This is a genomic window from Chloroflexus aurantiacus J-10-fl, from assembly GCF_000018865.1.
GTDB classification, from domain to species: Bacteria; Chloroflexota; Chloroflexia; order Chloroflexales; family Chloroflexaceae; genus Chloroflexus; species Chloroflexus aurantiacus.
In genome coordinates this window covers 279,507-296,355 of sequence record NC_010175.1, presented here as the reverse complement: position 1 = coordinate 296,355, position 16,849 = coordinate 279,507, and the positions used below count along the sequence as shown (strand labels likewise).

The 16,849-nt window shown below is 56.4% G+C and carries 14 protein-coding genes, 1 tRNA gene and 2 pseudogenes; 8 read left to right on the top strand and 9 right to left on the bottom strand.

The annotated features are described in order from the left end of the window. Positions 1–3: 3 nt before the first annotated feature. From CAUR_RS21850 to CAUR_RS01180, 4 genes and pseudogenes are all read left to right on the top strand, one after another. Positions 4–663: pseudogene (locus tag CAUR_RS21850) on the top strand (thiolase family protein); the annotation flags it as partial. A 75-nt stretch (positions 664–738) separates the two neighbouring features. Then, positions 739–1,170: pseudogene (locus tag CAUR_RS21845) on the top strand (thiolase C-terminal domain-containing protein); the annotation flags it as partial. A 77-nt stretch (positions 1,171–1,247) separates the two neighbouring features. Then, the gene (locus CAUR_RS01185; protein WP_012256142.1) at positions 1,248–1,874 is read left to right on the top strand and encodes a Yip1 family protein; all 627 of its coding nucleotides are present in this window, start codon (positions 1,248–1,250) and stop codon (positions 1,872–1,874) included. Beyond that, entirely contained in the window at positions 1,871–2,266 is a 396-nt protein-coding gene (locus CAUR_RS01180) for a Zn-ribbon domain-containing OB-fold protein (protein WP_012256141.1), read from the top strand. Before CAUR_RS01185 ends, CAUR_RS01180 begins: the two co-directional genes overlap by 4 nt. Before the next feature lie 374 nt (positions 2,267–2,640). Here CAUR_RS01180 and CAUR_RS01175 read toward each other — a convergent pair whose 3' ends face one another. The 7 genes from CAUR_RS01175 to CAUR_RS01145 form a co-directional block, all read right to left on the bottom strand. Then, on the bottom strand, positions 2,641–3,051 hold the full coding sequence (locus CAUR_RS01175; protein ID WP_012256140.1) for a rhodanese-like domain-containing protein: 411 nt from the start codon (positions 3,049–3,051) through the stop codon (positions 2,641–2,643). Between the two features lie 89 nt (positions 3,052–3,140). Continuing rightward, positions 3,141–4,907: a SulP family inorganic anion transporter gene (locus CAUR_RS01170; RefSeq protein WP_012256139.1), complete on the bottom strand. Its 1,767-nt coding sequence runs from the start codon at positions 4,905–4,907 to the stop codon at positions 3,141–3,143. A gap of 11 nt (positions 4,908–4,918) precedes the next feature. After that, positions 4,919–5,416, bottom strand: coding sequence for a protein tyrosine phosphatase family protein (locus tag CAUR_RS01165; protein WP_012660407.1), 498 nt, complete (start codon positions 5,414–5,416; stop codon positions 4,919–4,921). 39 nt (positions 5,417–5,455) lie between these two features. Then, positions 5,456–5,818: a rhodanese-like domain-containing protein gene (locus tag CAUR_RS01160; protein ID WP_012256137.1), complete on the bottom strand. Its 363-nt coding sequence runs from the start codon at positions 5,816–5,818 to the stop codon at positions 5,456–5,458. Between the two features lie 97 nt (positions 5,819–5,915). After that, positions 5,916–6,491, bottom strand: a complete 576-nt coding sequence (locus CAUR_RS01155) for a DsrE/DsrF/DrsH-like family protein (protein WP_012256136.1) — start codon at positions 6,489–6,491, stop codon at positions 5,916–5,918. 51 nt (positions 6,492–6,542) lie between these two features. After that, positions 6,543–6,791: a sulfurtransferase TusA family protein gene (locus CAUR_RS01150; protein ID WP_012256135.1), complete on the bottom strand. Its 249-nt coding sequence runs from the start codon at positions 6,789–6,791 to the stop codon at positions 6,543–6,545. A gap of 82 nt (positions 6,792–6,873) precedes the next feature. Continuing rightward, positions 6,874–8,055 (bottom strand): MBL fold metallo-hydrolase, encoded by a 1,182-nt coding sequence (locus CAUR_RS01145; protein WP_012256134.1) that lies wholly within the window; start codon positions 8,053–8,055, stop codon positions 6,874–6,876. Between the two features lie 374 nt (positions 8,056–8,429). On the opposite strand from CAUR_RS01145, the gene CAUR_RS01140 reads away from it, so the two are divergent. Beyond that, on the top strand, positions 8,430–9,689 hold the full coding sequence (locus CAUR_RS01140) for an MFS transporter (protein WP_012256133.1): 1,260 nt from the start codon (positions 8,430–8,432) through the stop codon (positions 9,687–9,689). A gap of 1,980 nt (positions 9,690–11,669) precedes the next feature. Here the strand turns inward: CAUR_RS01140 and CAUR_RS01135 are convergent. Further along, positions 11,670–12,218, bottom strand: coding sequence for a DUF7226 domain-containing protein (locus CAUR_RS01135; RefSeq protein ID WP_012256132.1), 549 nt, complete (start codon positions 12,216–12,218; stop codon positions 11,670–11,672). A gap of 336 nt (positions 12,219–12,554) precedes the next feature. On the opposite strand from CAUR_RS01135, the gene CAUR_RS01130 reads away from it, so the two are divergent. Continuing rightward, on the top strand, positions 12,555–13,649 hold the full coding sequence (locus CAUR_RS01130; RefSeq protein ID WP_012256131.1) for an NAD(P)-binding domain-containing protein: 1,095 nt from the start codon (positions 12,555–12,557) through the stop codon (positions 13,647–13,649). 62 nt (positions 13,650–13,711) lie between these two features. Next, positions 13,712–13,787, top strand: a tRNA-Arg gene (locus tag CAUR_RS01125). A 5-nt stretch (positions 13,788–13,792) separates the two neighbouring features. On the opposite strand, the gene CAUR_RS01120 is transcribed toward CAUR_RS01125, so the two are convergent. Beyond that, positions 13,793–14,521: a potassium channel family protein gene (locus CAUR_RS01120; protein WP_012256130.1), complete on the bottom strand. Its 729-nt coding sequence runs from the start codon at positions 14,519–14,521 to the stop codon at positions 13,793–13,795. A 446-nt stretch (positions 14,522–14,967) separates the two neighbouring features. Between CAUR_RS01120 and pepF the strand changes: the two genes are divergently transcribed. Further along, on the top strand, positions 14,968–16,779 hold the full coding sequence (gene pepF / locus CAUR_RS01115) for an oligoendopeptidase F (protein ID WP_012256129.1): 1,812 nt from the start codon (positions 14,968–14,970) through the stop codon (positions 16,777–16,779). Positions 16,780–16,849 lie beyond the last annotated feature (70 nt).

Genomic DNA, 16,849 nt, shown 5'->3' with positions numbered 1-16,849 from the left:
ACAATGACCAATGTCTATATTGCAGGGATAGGGGCAACCGCCGTTGGCGAACATTATCGCCGTGGGCTGGCCGATCTGGTGAGTGAGGCAGCGCGGGCGGCACTGGCGAGTGCGCCAGAGATTGCTCCGCATCAGATTGGAGCGCTCTATGTTGGCAGTGCCTTCAGCGAGGAACTCTACGGTCAAAGCCAGGCTGGTGCGTATCTGGCCAGCATCCTGGGGCTGTCACCGTCGATTCCGGCATATCGAGTTGAGGCGGCTGGTGCCAGTGGGGCGCTGGCGTTGTACCAGGCGGTGCAGGCCGTGCAAAACGGCGTGGCGGTGGCACTCGTGATCGGGGTTGATAAGGTCACCGATCATCTCGAAGATGAGATCGAGGCTGCGCAGGCAATGGCTGCCGACAGCACTGAAGAGGCGTTGCACGGGGTGACATTGACGGCACAATGGGCGATGCTGATGCGCCGGTATATGCACGAGTATGGCTATACCGCCGATGCATTTGCGCCGTTTCCGATCAATGCTCACGCCAACGGTGTGCACAACCCGCTGGCGCTGTACCGCTTTGCGATTGATGCGAATAAATATCGGAAAGCCGCCCAGATCGCTTCACCGTTGAACATGCTCGATTGCAGTACGCTGGCCGACGGTGCTGCTGCGCTGATCGTTGTGGGTGAGCAGATTGCCCGTGAACTCGACCGCCCACGGATTCGCATTGCCGGTTCGGCTGTTGCCACCGATCATCCGGCGCTCCATCGGCGGCGAAATCCGCTCGACTTGAGTGCAGCGCGGGCGAGTGCCCATATTGCACTTGGCCGGGCGCATCTGGGTGTTGGTGATGTGCAGGTGTGGGAATTGACCGATCCGCACGGAATTGCCGCCACCCTTGCCTTAGAGGCAATTGGCTGCTACGAACCTGGAACAGCACCGCGCTATGCAGCCGAGGGCGCAATCACCCCAACCGGGAAGACGCCAATTGCTACCTTCGGCGGTTACAAAGCACGCGGTGATGTGGGCGGCGCCAGTGGGGTCTATCAGGTGATCGAACTGACTCGCCAGCTTAGTGGGCAGGCCGGCCCGACCCAGGTGAGCAATGCCCGGATTGGTCTGAGCCAGTCACTCGGCGGGATCGGGGCGACTGCTGTCAGCCATGTTCTGATTCGCGAATCGTAAGTTCACCCCTTCACAGAAATGGTTGCGTCAGGTACAATAAGGTTGTTTTCCGCCTGTTGTAACCAAGGAGCGCTCCCGTGATTCAGGAAATGGTCAATGGCAGCATCGCCGTACTTACCCGTCCGTCGGTTCAGTCGTTCGAGCAACATGAGCGTGACAATCTGGTCTGGGCGTTGATCTATGCGGTCATTGCAAGTGTGATCAACGGTATCCTTGCTGCAATCACAGCACCTTTACGAGTTGGGGAGTTGCGTGCGCAACTTGAGACGCAAGGTGTGCCACCTGATGCCATTGAAGCGGCCATTGCTCAGCAGGGTAATCCGATCATTGCTATCTTTGCAGGGATTTTCGGCACGATTATCGGTTCACTTATTATTTGGGGTTTCATCTATCTGTTAGGCAGGGCTTTCGGCGGTACTGGTAGCTTCGGTGAGCTGGCCTGGGGCCTATCGCTCTTCTCGTCACCGCTGGCAGTAGCTCAGAGCATTGTATCTGTCATACCACTGGTCGGCGATATTCTGTTGCTCGGTCTTTCCATTTATGGAGTGTATCTCACCTATCTGGCAATCCAGTCCGGCATGAACCTGCCATCGCAGAAAGCGCTTTACATTGCCATCATTCTGCTGGTTATTACTTTGCTGTTCTTGTGTGTTACCGTTGGCCTTGCTGCTATAGTTGGCCTGATAGGAGGTCTGGCACCATGAAGATAGCCCGTCACTGGCGGGATCGGGTTCCGCGATACCGTCTCGAAGGACAACGTCACCGTTATACCGGTGAGATTCGTTTTCCGCCGCATCCACCCGCGCTCGACGAAGATCCGAACGATTGGGAGCCGTATCAGTTGAGCGGGCGAGGTGAAATCTACAGCTTCAGCGTGCTGCGACAGGCTCCCGAAGGATTTGCCAGTTTTGGGGTCTACCCGGTTGCGCTGGTGCGCCTGGAAGAAGGCCCGCTGGTAACGGCTCAGTTGACCGACTGTGATGAGGCCGATCTGGCAATCGGTATGCCGGTCGAGATGGTTACCCGCCGTTTGATGGATTCTGGCGAAGATGGGGTTTTGGTGTACGGGTATAAGTTTCGCCCTCGCCTTGTATAACCTCAGTGCCGCACGTGTGTTCCTGACAGGGTGTCCACATACGGACACCCTGTTGTGCTGTAAGGTGTCTCATACATTGCTGACAGACTCTATGATCGTAACGCGCACCCACAGCATCCCCGTGACCAGCAAGGTCAACCGTGTGACACACTCTCGGCACGAAGCACGGCTGGCGCGGCAGCACGGCTGCCGCACTCCAAATGCTTCTACACGCGCATGACAGGCGGGTAATGACCCAATCCAACGAGCGATGGCTCTGGCGATGCTCGTTAGCCCTCCTCGCTGCCATATCAGCAGCCTGAGAGGTGGCAATTAGTAAGCGCTATGCGCCTGTGCGACCGTCTAGTAACACGACCGCACAGCTTTTATGAGTTCTACTGCCCGAACACCGTCGGGTAGCCGGCGGCCTTCCATTCATTCATCCCACCGGTCACATTGATAGCCTGATAGCCGCGCTCTTTGAGGAGGTTGCAGGCAACTGAACTGCGGTTTCCTGAACGGCAGATACAGACGATGGTTTTGTCGGTTGGTAGTTCACTCAGCCGTTGCTCAAGCTCCTGAAGTGGGATGAGCGTGGCCTGAGCGATCCGGCCATCCTGGACAAATTCGGCGGGTGTGCGTACATCGAGCAGGAAGAAGGTTTCGTTCTGGTCGAGCATGCTCTTCAGCCGGGCAACGGTAATGTTCGCCGGTGTGCTGGTGGTCGAGGTTGATGCAGTGGTGGTACCACATGCAGTTAATAATGCCAGGCCGATCATCAGCAGAAGCAGAAAACGGTATTTCATGGTCGAAAACCTTTCGGCATAGAGCTACTCAATGAGTGGGCGAAGGTGTTGCCTTCACCCACTCGCAGAGTGGTGCTTTTGATAAGCTGCTAATCCTGGCAACCCAATGCCAGCATAGCGGTATGGGTCGTCAGATGAATATGGTCGTGACCGATTTTGTCAATCAATTCTGATTGCTTGAGCCGATCCATTACCGGCCCTTTGATGTCGGCCAGATGGAATTCGACGCCGGCATCGCGCAGTTCGTCAATGAGATGTTCGAGCGTATGGAGTGCACTGGAGTCGATAAAGTTAATCGCTGAGCCGATCAACACAAGGTGTTTTACCGATGGTCGTTCAGCAACAATCTGCAACAGGGCACTTTCGAGGTAGCGGGTATTGGCAAAGTAGAGGCTCTCATCAACCCGCACTGCCACTACGTGCGGCCACGTTTTGACCTGATACCGTTCGACGTTGCGGTACACTTCACTGTCACCTAACCGACCCACAATCGCGATATGAGGGCGGCTTGTGCGCCAGAGGTAGAGGATGAGCGCCGAGGCAACTCCGACGAAGATGCCGGTCTCGATGCCCAGGGTGAGGACCGCCAGGAATGTGATCAACCAGGTGAAGGCATCGCCACGGTTGGTGCGCCAGATACGGCGGGGTTCACGCAGATCGACCAATCCGATAACGGCGACGATGACAGTGGCGGCCAGGACTGCCTGCGGCAGATAGTAGAAGACTGGGGTGAAGAAGAGCAGAATCACCGCGATTCCGAGGGCAGTGATGAGTGACGCCAGACCGGTGATGGCGCCGGCCTGTGCATTCACCACCGAGCGGGCAAAGCCACCGGTAACCGGATAGCCGCTGAAGAAGCTGGCAGTGATGTTGGCAGCTCCCAGTGCTACCAGTTCCTGATCGGGATCGATAGCCTGCCGGCGTTTACTGGCCAGGGCCTTCGCTACCGCAATAGACTCGACGACACTGACCAGCACGATGGTCAGGGCGGTTGGCAGGAGCGCCTGCGCATCGGCCATGGAAAATGCCGGTACACTGATTGGCGAGAGACCCGCCGGAATTGCTCCTACTACCGCAATGCCGGCTGTTTGATCCAGGAAGAGGGTTTGGGCGACCAGGATGCCCAGGATGACGGTGAGCAGCGGTGCGCCGCTTACAATCAGCGTGATCGCCAATGGTGGGAGACCTGTCCGGCGTAGCAGGGGCCGTAAACCCTGACGGAAAAAGACGAGGAGGCCAATGCTGACCAGACCGATGGTCAGTGTGACCAGATTCGTCTGGCTTAAACCGGCAATTGCCTGGCCGATGGTCTCGTGGATGTGTTCGCCGCCGATGCGGTAGCCGAGAATATATTTGAGCTGACCAACAGCAATAATCAGTGCGGAGGCACTGGTAAACGCTGTCAGTACTGGATGCGAAATAAAGTTTAGGATCGCTCCCAACCGGAGCACACCAAATGTCAGCTTGATCGCACCAACCATGAACGCCAGTAACAGCACTAGCTGGATGTAACGTGCGCTGCCTGGCTCGGCCAGACTGCTGACACCGCTAAACACGAGGAGCGAGGTGATGGCAACAGGGCCGACCGAGAGCTGGCCGGAGGTGCCGAGAAGCGCGTAGACAATGAGTGGTGCAACAGAGGCATAGAGGCCGATCTGTGGGGGCAGACCGGCCAGTTGAGCGTAGGCCATGCTTTGGGGAATGAGCATGATCGCCGTCACAATGCCCGCAACCACATCGCTCGGCAGGTGTTCACGACGATAATGGCGCAGCCAGTTGAGGAATGGGAGATAGCGATAGATCATCGCCAGCAACGCTGCCTGCACATCGGGCCGATGAGCTGAAACGGGCGTCATAATTCCCCTCCCTATGCCTGTGACCCGACCCGTTCAAAGAAATCGCCGGCGCAGAAATCGAAGGTCTCGATGGCATCATCGTCGTAACCGGCTGCCCGCAGTTCGGCTTCAGCCTGCTCGCGGCTCCAGCCCTGATGTACCATCCGGTAGAGCATCCAGATCAGGCCGACGCGCGTGGCACTGCGGCAGTGGAAGACCAGTTTGCCGGTGGCCGGGTCTTCTACAATGCGGGCAAATTCGGCAAGATGTTCTGGCTCCAGTTCATAAGCCGGCCACGGGGCGTGAATGTAGCGCAACCCGGCAGCGCGGGCATTGGCAGCCTGTTGCGCCGCCCGTTCGGGATCGCTGCGAATGTTGAGCACGGTTTGATAGCCGGCCTCAACAAACCGTTGCCAGTCTTCTGGCTGCGGTTGGGCAGCCAGTAGCACGTTCTCGGTAACCACATAGCTGCGCAACGGCGCAACTTCGGTCTGGTGCTGGAGTGTATTGCATATAGCCTGATGTTGCATAGTGGTGTCCATATCTTGCAAAACGAAAGCGATTCAACCTTAATGCTGACGACTCACCGGGTAACCGGCTCGCTGCCAGGCAACCATACCACCAACGACGTTGGTAACGTTGGTGAAGCCATGGCGCTGAAGCATTTCACAGGCTACCTGGCTGCGGTTACCTGAACGACAGATGCAGACAATCGGCTGATCTTTCGGTAGTTCGTTCAGGCGCGAGGCCAGCACCGGCAGGGGGAGCAGACGGGCACCGGAGACGTGGCCGTCGTAGGCGAATTCTTCAGGCTGGCGTACATCAATCAATACCATCGGAGCACGGGCATCCAATTGTGTTTTCAGCTCCTGAACCGTCATGGTGGCAATATGATTCTGGACTACATCACGGCGAAAGAGTTGTCGAAACATGGTCTCAATATCCTTTCACAAGAAACGACGGCGCGCTCCGCTTGCGAAGTGATCGCGCCGTCGCCGATCAATGACTTTGCTAATGTTACCTGCTCTTCTAAATGAACAACGTTACTTTGGCACGGGCCGCGTCGCCGAGGAAGGTTGCTACACCACCGGTTTCCAATCCATCAACCAGCTCTTCATCTTTAATCCCGAGCAGCTCACGCGACATATCACATACGACCATCCGTACACCCAGTTCGCGGGCCATGGCGAAGAGTTCTTCCGGCGAGGCGACATCGTGCTGTTTCATCAGGTTGCGAATGATCTGGGCGCCGGCGCCGAAGAAGTTCATCTGCGACAGGCCGAGTTCACCCAGTTTGCCGGGGAGCATAGCGGTGAAGCCCTGTTCGAGCAGGTTCTTTCCGCTGAAGACCTTCTGCTTCTTGACGGCACTAATGCCCCAGAAGGTGAAGAACATGCTTACTTCCAGACCCATCGAGGCAGCGCCGGTAGCGATAATGAATGCGGCAATTGCTTTGTCGAGATCGCCAGAGAAGACGACCATCGCCAGCCGATCTTCGATGCTCTGGGCCGGTGATTGTTCGAGCGCGGCTACCCGCTGCTCCAGTTCGGCAATCCTGCTCAGCAGCGCCTGCGTGTCAACTGTTTCTGTCATTGGTGTTGTCATTGTTTTCCATCCTCTGCCTGTGTTGATCTACCAGCGCAACCGAATGTGGGGTCAGGCGGTGCGGCGGAGATAGTGGACGTACAGCTCCTGACCATTCTCCTGTACCGTCTCCTGGGCGATCAGTTCGACGTTCTTCGCCGTCTTGGCCCAGCCCTGGAAGTCGGCTACCGAGCCGCGGTCAGTCGAGATAACTTGCAGAACCTGACCTACCGGCAGTTCGGTAATTGCCTTACGGCTCTTCACCAGTGGCATCGGGCATTTTGCCCCTTTGACATCAAGCGTTTGATCGAAGTGTGGCATATGATTCTCCTTCCTTGTATTGTACTGTATATTCGGCGGCAGTAGCGTGATCTGCCGCCAGTACTCATACCTTTGTACACCGTTACCCGGCCAGTGCACAGATATTCTTGCCTAGCTCAAGCTCGCTGGCTTTGCCCTCACAGGCTTCGACCAGGCCAATGTTGACGCGCTTGATTTCTACGTATTCTGGTGGGAAGACCGGCAGGTGGCTCAGGACGTAGCTGGTAAACTCTTCGAGCGACCGCGGTTGCAGGCTGTCGTTTTGGGCACGGACTTGAGCAAACGGTGCGGCAAAGATACCATTACCGGCGTCTTCATCGAGCGTGCTGAAGTGGGCCGGCAGGATCACGGTGTCGTCGGTCAGATGCCGGGGCAGCCACTCGAACATGCTGCGGTAGAGGATGGGGGTCCAGGCTTCACCCTTACCACCGAGGTCGGGGCGCCCGAACGAGCGCAGGAAGATTCCGTCGCCGGTGAAAAGGTAGCGTCCGCCATCCGGCGTCTCGGCGAGGAAGTTCACCTGACCGAGGGTGTGGCCGGGATACCAGATGGTGGTGATACGTACCTGACCGATCTGGAAGGTTTGCCCATCGCGGAGTGGCTCGTAGGCGATCACAGCCGGCAGCATGTCGATGGGGTGAATGGCATCGTAGGGGTGGATATAGTACGGAGCACCGGTCTCTTTGCTGAGCGCAGGGCCGCCACTGATGTGATCGGCGTGGACGTGGGTGTCGAGAATAGCAGTTAATCGGGCACCCGCGTTCTCGATCAGTTCGCGGTAAACCTGAATGTGGCGCAGTGGATCAACCAGTGCCGCCTGACCATCGCTGATCACGGCAAAGCTGAGATCGCCACGGGCAGGTCGGGCAATCTGAACGATGCGTCCCCAATCGGCCTTCACCACGTCGCGGACGTCGTAGTAGTTGCCCCAACCGATCATGCCTTCGCTGAGCGATACGGCACGATAACCATGATTGTTCAGCACCTCGGCTACGTACTGGGAAGCGCCGCCCTTGGCACAAATGACAATGAACTCTTCAACATCTTTTGGCAGGCGCGCCAGCGCAGCCTCTTCATCCTCGATGAAATCAAAATATGGCAGATTGAGTGTGCGCAGCGTTGCGTGACCCTCAACCGGCATTCGCTTAAACTCCTCTTCGTTGCGCACGTCGAGGATAAAGAGTGGTTGCGCACTCAGCAAGCGGGCATACAGATCGCGGGGAGAAATTTCAGTAACCGTCGATTGTTCTGGTGTGAATGTCATTGCTTACTTACCCTTTCGTCAATTTCGTGAACCGACATACTTTTTTTTGTTCAGTTGTAGCATACCGTGCCAGCGTTAGAGTCTTACGAGGGTTTTGTTAGGGTTTGGTAAGGATTGGGGGCAGATGTTGGAGTGGTTGATGCGATGATGGCAGCGTGCAAGTGGCGACTGGTCAGGTAGCGCGTCAAACGGTCGGGTGCTGGCCGGTGAAGGGATTGATAAATTTGGATAGATGAGCGCACAGGGCTTTGCCCTGATTGCTGCTCAACCAGCACGATCCGTCGGGCGAACGATCCATGATCGGTACGACAGCGCTACGATAGAAGCTGTCATAATTGAACGATCAGCGGTGAAACAAGGTAAGGAACGCTACTATGACCTCGTCGTCAGAGGCGGTGTTGGCCCGCTATGCCCGGCGCAATTTCTGGTTAAATGTTCTCGATGGGAGTGCCTTTACGTTTGGGATTAGCCTGGTCTCGCGTTTTACGGTATTGCCGTTAATTGTCGAGCGCCTGACCGATGCCCGTTGGGTGCAGGGACTGATTCCGGCCATCTTTTTTGCCGGCTGGTTGCTACCGGGCTTATTTACCGCACCGCTCGTTGCCGCACAACCACGCCGCAAACCGTGGGTGTTGATAGCGACCATTGGTGAACGGCTACCGTTTCTGGCGCTGGGCATTATTCTACTGACAATGCCCGATCTACCGGCAAGTGTCCTGTTGGTGATTGTGCTGAGTTTATACGCGATCTTCGCAACGAGTGCCGGTCTAACCTCAATCGCCTGGCAAGATTTGATTGCCCGTATCATTCCGGCGCAGCGCTGGGGTGTCTTTTTTGGTTTGCAGGCCGGTCTGGGTGGTCTGTTCGGGATCGGTGGTGGTGCCCTCGCCGCAGCAATTCTGGCGCAACAACCTTTTCCCCAGAGTGCAGGCATACTGGCTCTGATCTGCTTTGCTGCGATGGTGGTTTCATACGTCTTCCTGGCACTAACGGTAGAGCCGGCCCAGGCACCGATACCGACCCGTCCCTTTCACGTCTTCTTGCGTGGCCTGGGGCCGTTACTCCGCCGCGATGTTGCATTTCGCCGCTACCTCTTTTGTCGGGCTGCGATTGCCTTTGGCTTGACCGGTCATAGCTTTCTCACGGCGGCTGCCTTAGAGCGGTTTCACGTACCGGCGGCTGATATTGGTTTGTTCACCGGCGTGATGATGGCCGCTCAGGCGGTCGGCAATATCGGGCTGGGAGCGCTGGCAGATCGCTGGGGGCACAAACAGGTGCTGGTGCTGTCAGCCGGCATGGGTATGGCTGCGTTAGTGCTGGCATTGCTGGCCCCCGTCAGTACGTGGTTCTTTATCATCTTTGCGCTGGTCGGTGCAGCTCAGGCCGGTTATCAACTCTCCGGCTTCACACTGGTTTTTGCATTCAGCCCACCTGCGGAACGCACGACCTACATTGGGGTGGCGAATCTGGCATTAGCGCCGGTAGCGGCGGCAGGGCCGGTTCTGGTCGGGGTGCTGGCAACCTTTACCGGCTACGGGATGATCTTTGTCTTACTGGCAATCGTCGGCCTGATCGGCATGGCAATGTTGCACTGGCAGGTGGCGGCACCGGTGCGGGCCGAGCAGGTGGCGTGATTAGTGCAAATACGTGGCTGAGAACACACGCCGCCGGCTCTCACCAGTGCATCTCTTCTGATATGGTTTGGTGAGTAGTTCCTGTCACACCCAATGTACGGTTCGCTCGCCGCCCGGCCCGGCGCATCAGCCCACCAGGTTGTGCCAGAGTGATCTGGGCGTGGCGATCCATCTCTTCCACGTTGCCGGGTGGCGTGATAGAAAATCTGGTGTACTGGCGTTTCTGGCCGTGATCCGACGATCACCCTGCCATCATCCCTGCGCACAGCAGGCCGAATCAGCTTTCCTGCTTCGCACGCAGGGAATCAGTTTCGGCGACGATACCGTTGCCCGCCAGAGGTGTTCGGGTCGCGTGGTATGGAGTGCGGCAGCCATGCTGCCGCTTCCGGCCTTGCTCACGATCAGGTGCGGATCGCAGCGGTTTCCCTGCGGATCACGGGACGACATGCATGCAGAGCACGTTCGTCTTATTTGACCATCCGTGATACCACATCTTTACCACTACGGTGCATCATCGCCGAGGCGCTCAATCGTTGTCGGTCTGCCCAACCCTTGCACAACGGTGTGCGACGTTGTCGGCGCTGTACCGATAACTTCCCGTGGGGTGGGCTTCCCGTCCATGCTCATGCATACCCTGTGCCATGGTCTCGTACCAGCACGGATACGCGCTGCGCTCTGCGCCTGTCGGTGCGGGAGCATAGCTTTCACACACCAAATGACGAAACACGGGCAGCCCTGGGTTGAACGGGTGTCCCATCCAGTGTGTGAGGGCTGTACGGATGAACAGCAGCACCGTAGAACCTACTTCAAAGAACATTTACTGGAAGTTAGCCCATTCACTTCTGACAGACTCTATGAACGTGACATGCACATCCAGCCTCCCCGTGACCAGCCAGGTCAACCACGTGACACGCGCCAGATCGTAAGCACGGCTGGCGCGGCAGCATGGCTGCCGCACTCCAAACTTCGCAACACGCGCATGACGAGCGGGCAAGGCAACCAGCCCAGCACGTGATGGCACCGACGATAGTGATCAGCCTTCCTCGCTGCCATACCAGCAGCCAGGGAGCAGGCTAGAACCTATTTCAAAAAACATCTCCTATTGCCGACCGAAACCATGATCGTGACGAGCACACACAGCATCCTTGTTTCCAGCCAGGTCAACCACGTGACACGCGCCAGATCGTAAGCACGGCTGGCGCGGCAGCATGGCTGCCGCACTCCAAACTTCGCAACACGCGCATGACGAGCGGGCAAGGCAACCAGCCCAGCACGTGATGGTACCGACGATAGTGATCAGCCTTCCTCGCTGCCATACCAGCAGCCAGGGAGCAGGCTAGAACCTATTTCAAAAAACATCTCCTATTGCCGACCGAAACCATGATCGTGACGAGCACACACAGCATCCTTGTTTCCAGCCAGGTCAACCACGTGACACGCGCCAGATCGTAAGCACGGCTGGCGCGGCAGCATGGCTGCCGCACTCCAAACTTCGCAACACGCGCATGACGAGCGGGCAAGGCAACCAGCCCAGCACGTGATGGCACCGACGATAGTGATCAGCCTTCCTCGCTGCCATACCAGCAGCCAGGGAGCAGGCTATGCTGCGTTGGCGCCTGGGCGATAGACTGGAAACACGATAGCACAGCTTGTATGAAATAAGTTCTACATTAGCTTGAGAGACGTACCTTCTCCTGCAGTGATACCATGCAGGCGCACGAGCACTGATTCTCGCATCCGTACCGTGACGGCCTGTCGCTCAAGCCCCGCAGTGATACCACGCAGGCGCACGAGCACTGATTCTCGCATCCGTACCGTGACGGCCCCTGTCGCTCAAGCCCCGCAGTGATACCACGCAGGCACCAGAGCGCTAATACCCCTTATTTCATGCTCAGTCATATCGCCAGGAAGCAATGCTGGCATTGCACCCTGCTTCCTGTGCTACCAGATGCGGTGTTGTCCGTCTTCCATGCCGGTTCGTCACACACCCGGCGCGAACGATGCTGAATTGTGTGGGGTTGCCGGTAAGGGTAATGGTAACGATGGCCCACAGTAGTACAGCCGGTCATCACGCCAGTCGGCAAGCCCGATCTCGGTAAGCCATGCGGTGACGGTGGATGCGCGTCGTTGGGCGGTTGATTCGGCCAGGGGAGCCAGTTGTTGCAGGATACGGGCAACATCGTTGCGGCTCAGACCTTCGGGGGCGTTACGGAGGGCGGCAATGACAGAACGGGTTGGCTCGTAGCGCAGGAGCTGGCGGCGTAGTGCGGAGCGCTGATCGGCACGGTTATAACGGGTGAAGGCAAGTCCGAACTTGGTGAGTTGGGCTGTTTCGGTTTGCTCGCTGATTTCAATCAACCCGATGATGCGAGCGGCTTGCATGTAGTAAAGACCTTGACGCTGACCTTTTGCGCCGAGATAGGCGCCAATCTCCTCAGCCGTCATCCGCCCGCGAGCGATTGCTTCGGCGACACGCGCTACATCCCAAAGTACATCGGCCTGTGGAATATCTGCTGTGGTCAGCATCATGGTCCCTCCTCTTCCTTGCACGTACTTACTCGTACTACACTTTTACCATATCACACTCGAACGTTTGTGTCAATAGGGATTTTTAACACATGTTCGCATGATCTGGAATCCCGGCAGCCTGTGCGGATTGTCGTGGTGGGGTAAGTGGCTCTGTTCAGCAGTGGTGGCGAAGGCAGGGTATTCGTTACGGTGAACTTCCTGGTCGTGGTCTGGACACTTGTTGATCATCCAGGATGTTCTACCGTCAGTCATGTACATCGAAGTTGAGATGGTCGTACCTGTTTCCAGGTATGATACACATGGAATAATTCATATCGTCAACGGAGGAAAGAGTTCATGCACTACGAGGAATTACCGCTTACGGCTGAGCACGACGTGGCAATCGTTGGTGCCGGCCCGATTGGTCTCGAAGTAGCGGTCTGTCTCAAACAGGCCGGGGTTGATTATATTCAGTTCGATGCACATCAGATTGGGTATACGATGACGTGGTGGCCGCGCAATACCAGTTTCTTCAGCACGACCGAACGGCTGGCAATTGCCGGGGTGCCGATTCAAAACAATCATCAACAACGGATTACCGGCGAAGAGTATCTGGCGTATTTGCGGTCGGTCGTCGAGCTGTTCGATCTGCATATCCAGAGCTACGAACCGGTAAGCGATCTGATTCCCGACCACGAGGGTTTTACGCTGATTACCCGACCGCATAGCGGTGAGCGTCGTTATCGTGCCCGGCGTGTGGTACTGGCTATCGGCGATATGCACTATCCGCACCGGCTCAATATTCCCGGTGAGGATTTACCGCACGTCAGTCACTATTTTCGCGATCCACACGACTACTTTCGGCGTCGGTTGCTGATCGTTGGTGGCAAGAATTCGGCGGTCGAGGCGGCACTGCGTTGCTGGCGTGCCGGTGCTCAGGTGACGCTGGCGTATCGCCGATCACAACTAGATGCGCAGCGCGTGAAGCACTGGTTATTGCCCGATTTTCTGGCGCAGGTTGAGGCAGGTACAATTCGGTTTTTAGCACGCACAACACCCGTTGCTATCGATAGCGGCGGCGTGGTGCTGGCACATACTGACGAAGATGGTCAACCAACCACTGATCACTTCTACCACCCGACCGATTTTGTGTTGCTGGCAACCGGCTTTCGTGGTGATCAGCGTCTGCTCGAACAGGCTGGCGTGGTCTTGCAAGGGCCGAATCGAGTTCCGCTCTACAATCCGGCAACCATGGAGACGAACGTGCCGGGTTTGTATCTGGCCGGTACCGTTGCCGCCGGGATTCAGCAGCGCTATACGCTATTCATCGAGAATTCCCACGAGCATGCCGGCAAGATTACCCAGGCTCTGACCGGGCGCTGGCCGTCACGGTTGGGTGATGTGGCAACCCGAAATTATCAATTGAGTTTTGAGCAGATTGCGGCGAATTAAGCATTCTACTGCCGGATCGATCTTGCCAGAATTGCCCGGTTTGCAGTATAGTATGGGCATACGGGGCTGTAGCTCAATGGATAGAGCACCGACCTTCTAAGTCGATGGTTGCGCGTTCGAGTCGCGCCAGCCCCGCCATACTGTTATCGCTCACGTGCCTCTCGCTGAACTATCTCCGCCAACAATTGCTCAATCCGGGCAAGACGCTCGTTAATCATTGCTAGATCGGCCTGACTGCGATCAACCGTATCTTCTTCAACAAAGAAGGCCGCTACGTTAGCTGTTAGTAGCCCGAAGAGAGCAATCCCCGCGATCATCAGAAATGTGGCAATTCCCCGTCCCAATGCGGTCACCGGATAGGTGTCCCCATAGCCGACCGTTGTGATGGTGGCCAGTGCCCACCAGATGGCATCGGCGAATGATGTGATCGGGCCACCGGAACCCCGCTCGGCGATGAACATCAGGGTCGCGGTAATCAATACCATAACCAGGCTACTTACCCCGATAAATGCCGGCATCTTGCGGCGTAGAGCACGCTGCGATTGCTTCCAGAGACGAGCGAGCACGATGGGTAGCCACAGCAGACGCAGGGGGCGAAGGAACGGTAAGACGATGATGATGACTTCAAACCAATGTGAGCGTAGATAGTGTAGACGATCAGGTGCCAGGTAGAGTTTTGCCACCAGTTCAGCCAGGAATATCCCCCAAATGAGCCAGAGCAGTCCATCAAGAACCAGGGTGATCGTTGCTTCAAACACGTTGCTCTCAACCAGGAGGAAGATGATCAGGAAGCCAAATGACAGCAAGAGCATCGGCAGTTCGCTGATCCGCTCGAATCGATGCAAGAGGGTGGCACGTTGTTCCGATGACATTGTCACCTCCTTGGTAATCAATGATGGAGATACTGTAACGATAAACAACTTGGCTCATGTTCAGAAGTGGTGCAGCCGGTCAATCATTGGGTTTTACTACGACGCAAGGGCACGTATGAGTGTACTCTACTGCACCGAGTTTGAACATGAGCCAACAACTTTTGGCTTTCAGGCAAGGATGTTGTCTCCTCCAGGCACTCGTTTGTCATTCGAACCGCATCGCATGAGGTGTGTCTCCTGTCTGGATGAACGACGTGCGGATGGCTTTGTCATGCTGTCGCTTGCATCGAATGCAGTGGAGGCGAGTTGTATATAGTTGTGATCTGAAGGTATGTTACCCGTGCTGATATGTTGCTGCGGGCACCATCGGCCATACCGCAAATACGGTTTGTCGTTGGGAGAGTATAATACCTGCGAACCGCTATCGTATCGAAGGGACAATGACTATGCAGACAGTGAAAGAACGTAGCGCAATCCCCGATCAGTACAAGTGGGATCCATACAGCATTTTTCCGTCACAGGAGGCGTGGGAAGCGGCAATCACCGAGACCGATGCCATGATCGCCAGTGCTGCTCAGTTTCGCGGTCGCCTGCAGGAAGGGCCGCAGGTGATTGGCGAGTTTCTGGCGCTGAGTGAGGACATCCTGCGTAATGTTGGTCAGATTACGGTGTTCGCTACCATGTTCTATACCGTTGACACCAATGACCGCGAAGCAAGTGCGATGCGTGATCGGGCAATTGGTTTGCAGGCACGCGCCAGTGCAGCCCTGGCATTTGGTGAACCGGAGTTGCTGGCCATCGGTGGTGATCAGTTGCTGGCGTGGGCCGAGCGTGATGAGCATCTGAACACCTACTACCACTATTTCGAGCGTCTGATTGCGCGGGCAGCTCATATTCGTTCAGCCGAGGTGGAAGAGTTGCTGGGACAGGTGCGTGATCCCTTCGCTGCCGCCAGTGCCGTACACGGCGTATTGGCCAATGCCGAGCTGCGTTTCCCACCGGCATACGATAGCAATGGGGAAGCCCACGAAATCACTCAGGGTACGATCAACGCATTAATTACGCATCCAGATCGTACACTCCGCAAGAATGCCTGGGAAGGCTATGCCGATGCCCACATTGCGGTTGAAAATACGATGGCCCAGTGTCTGGCTGCCGGGGTGAAGCAGAATGTTTTCATTGCCCGTGCTCGTCGTTACGCTTCGGCTCTGGAAGCTGCCTTGAAACCGAATTTTATTCCGCTCGAAGTCTTCCATAACCTGATTGCGACCTTCGAGCGTCATTTGCCGATCTGGCACCGCTACTGGCGAGTCCGACGGGCAGCGCTGGGGGTTGATGAGTTACACGTCTACGATACCAAAGCTCCCCTGGCGACACCGCTGGTTGTGCCCTACGAGCAGGCCGTCGATTGGATCTGCGAGGGTATGGCGCCACTGGGGCAGGAATACGTCCAGATTATGCGGCGTGGTCTGCGTGAACAGCGCTGGGTCGATGTCTACCCAAATCGTGGTAAGCGGGCCGGTGCCTTCTCGACGGGTGCGCCCGGCACTCACCCGTTTATCATGATGTCGTACAACGATGACATCTTCGGTCTCAGTACCCTGGCCCACGAATTAGGCCATTCGATGCATTCGTACTATACCCGACGCACTCAGCCCGTGATCTACACAAATTACGGCCTCTTTCTGGCTGAAGTTGCTTCAAACTTCAATCAGGCACTGGTGCGTGATTATCTCTTCAAGACTTTAACTGACCGTAATGCGCAAATTGCCATTATCGAAGAGGCCATGTCCAATTTTCACCGTTACTTCTTCATCATGCCGACGCTGGCACGCTTTGAGCTGGCGATCCATCAGCGCGCCGAACGTGGTCAACCCTTGACTGCTACCATCTTTAACGACCTGATGGCCGATCTCTTCGCCGAGGGCTACGGTACCGAGGTAGTCGTTGATCGAGCACGGGTCGGGAATACCTGGGCCCAATTCTCAACCCATTTGTACGCCAATTTCTACGTCTACCAGTACGCAACCGGCATTGCCGGTGCGCATGCGCTGGCTGCACCGATTATTGCCGGCGAGGCTGGAGCTGCCGAGCGTTACATCAACGAGTTTTTGAAAGCCGGTGGCTCGCGCTTCCCGCTCGATATTTTACGGCGGGCTGGTGTTGATCTGGCTTCCCCTGAACCGGTTGAACGTACCTTTGCCGTAATGGCTTCGTATGTTGATCGGTTAGAGCAACTGGTAGCGAGTGCTGACTAAACTGACACGTGAAGAGGTAGCCAACCCGCAGAGACGAAGCATGGTTTTGTCTCTGCGGTAGACGGTGACT

Bases quoted from the DNA above. Each gene is read 5' to 3' on its own strand.
- CAUR_RS01180 (WP_012256141.1), top strand. From the start codon at position 1,871: ATGAAGATAGCCCGTCACTGGCGGGATCGGGTTCCGCGATACCGTCTC.
- CAUR_RS01175 (WP_012256140.1), bottom strand. From the start codon at position 3,051: ATGAAATACCGTTTTCTGCTTCTGCTGATGATCGGCCTGGCATTATTA.
- CAUR_RS01170 (WP_012256139.1), bottom strand. From the start codon at position 4,907: ATGACGCCCGTTTCAGCTCATCGGCCCGATGTGCAGGCAGCGTTGCTG.
- CAUR_RS01165 (WP_012660407.1), bottom strand. From the start codon at position 5,416: ATGCAACATCAGGCTATATGCAATACACTCCAGCACCAGACCGAAGTT.
- CAUR_RS01160 (WP_012256137.1), bottom strand. From the start codon at position 5,818: ATGTTTCGACAACTCTTTCGCCGTGATGTAGTCCAGAATCATATTGCC.
- CAUR_RS01155 (WP_012256136.1), bottom strand. From the start codon at position 6,491: ATGACAACACCAATGACAGAAACAGTTGACACGCAGGCGCTGCTGAGC.
- CAUR_RS01150 (WP_012256135.1), bottom strand. From the start codon at position 6,791: ATGCCACACTTCGATCAAACGCTTGATGTCAAAGGGGCAAAATGCCCG.
- CAUR_RS01145 (WP_012256134.1), bottom strand. From the start codon at position 8,055: ATGACATTCACACCAGAACAATCGACGGTTACTGAAATTTCTCCCCGC.
- CAUR_RS01140 (WP_012256133.1), top strand. From the start codon at position 8,430: ATGACCTCGTCGTCAGAGGCGGTGTTGGCCCGCTATGCCCGGCGCAAT.
- CAUR_RS01135 (WP_012256132.1), bottom strand. From the start codon at position 12,218: ATGATGCTGACCACAGCAGATATTCCACAGGCCGATGTACTTTGGGAT.
- CAUR_RS01130 (WP_012256131.1), top strand. From the start codon at position 12,555: ATGCACTACGAGGAATTACCGCTTACGGCTGAGCACGACGTGGCAATC.
- CAUR_RS01120 (WP_012256130.1), bottom strand. From the start codon at position 14,521: ATGTCATCGGAACAACGTGCCACCCTCTTGCATCGATTCGAGCGGATC.
- pepF (WP_012256129.1), top strand. From the start codon at position 14,968: ATGCAGACAGTGAAAGAACGTAGCGCAATCCCCGATCAGTACAAGTGG.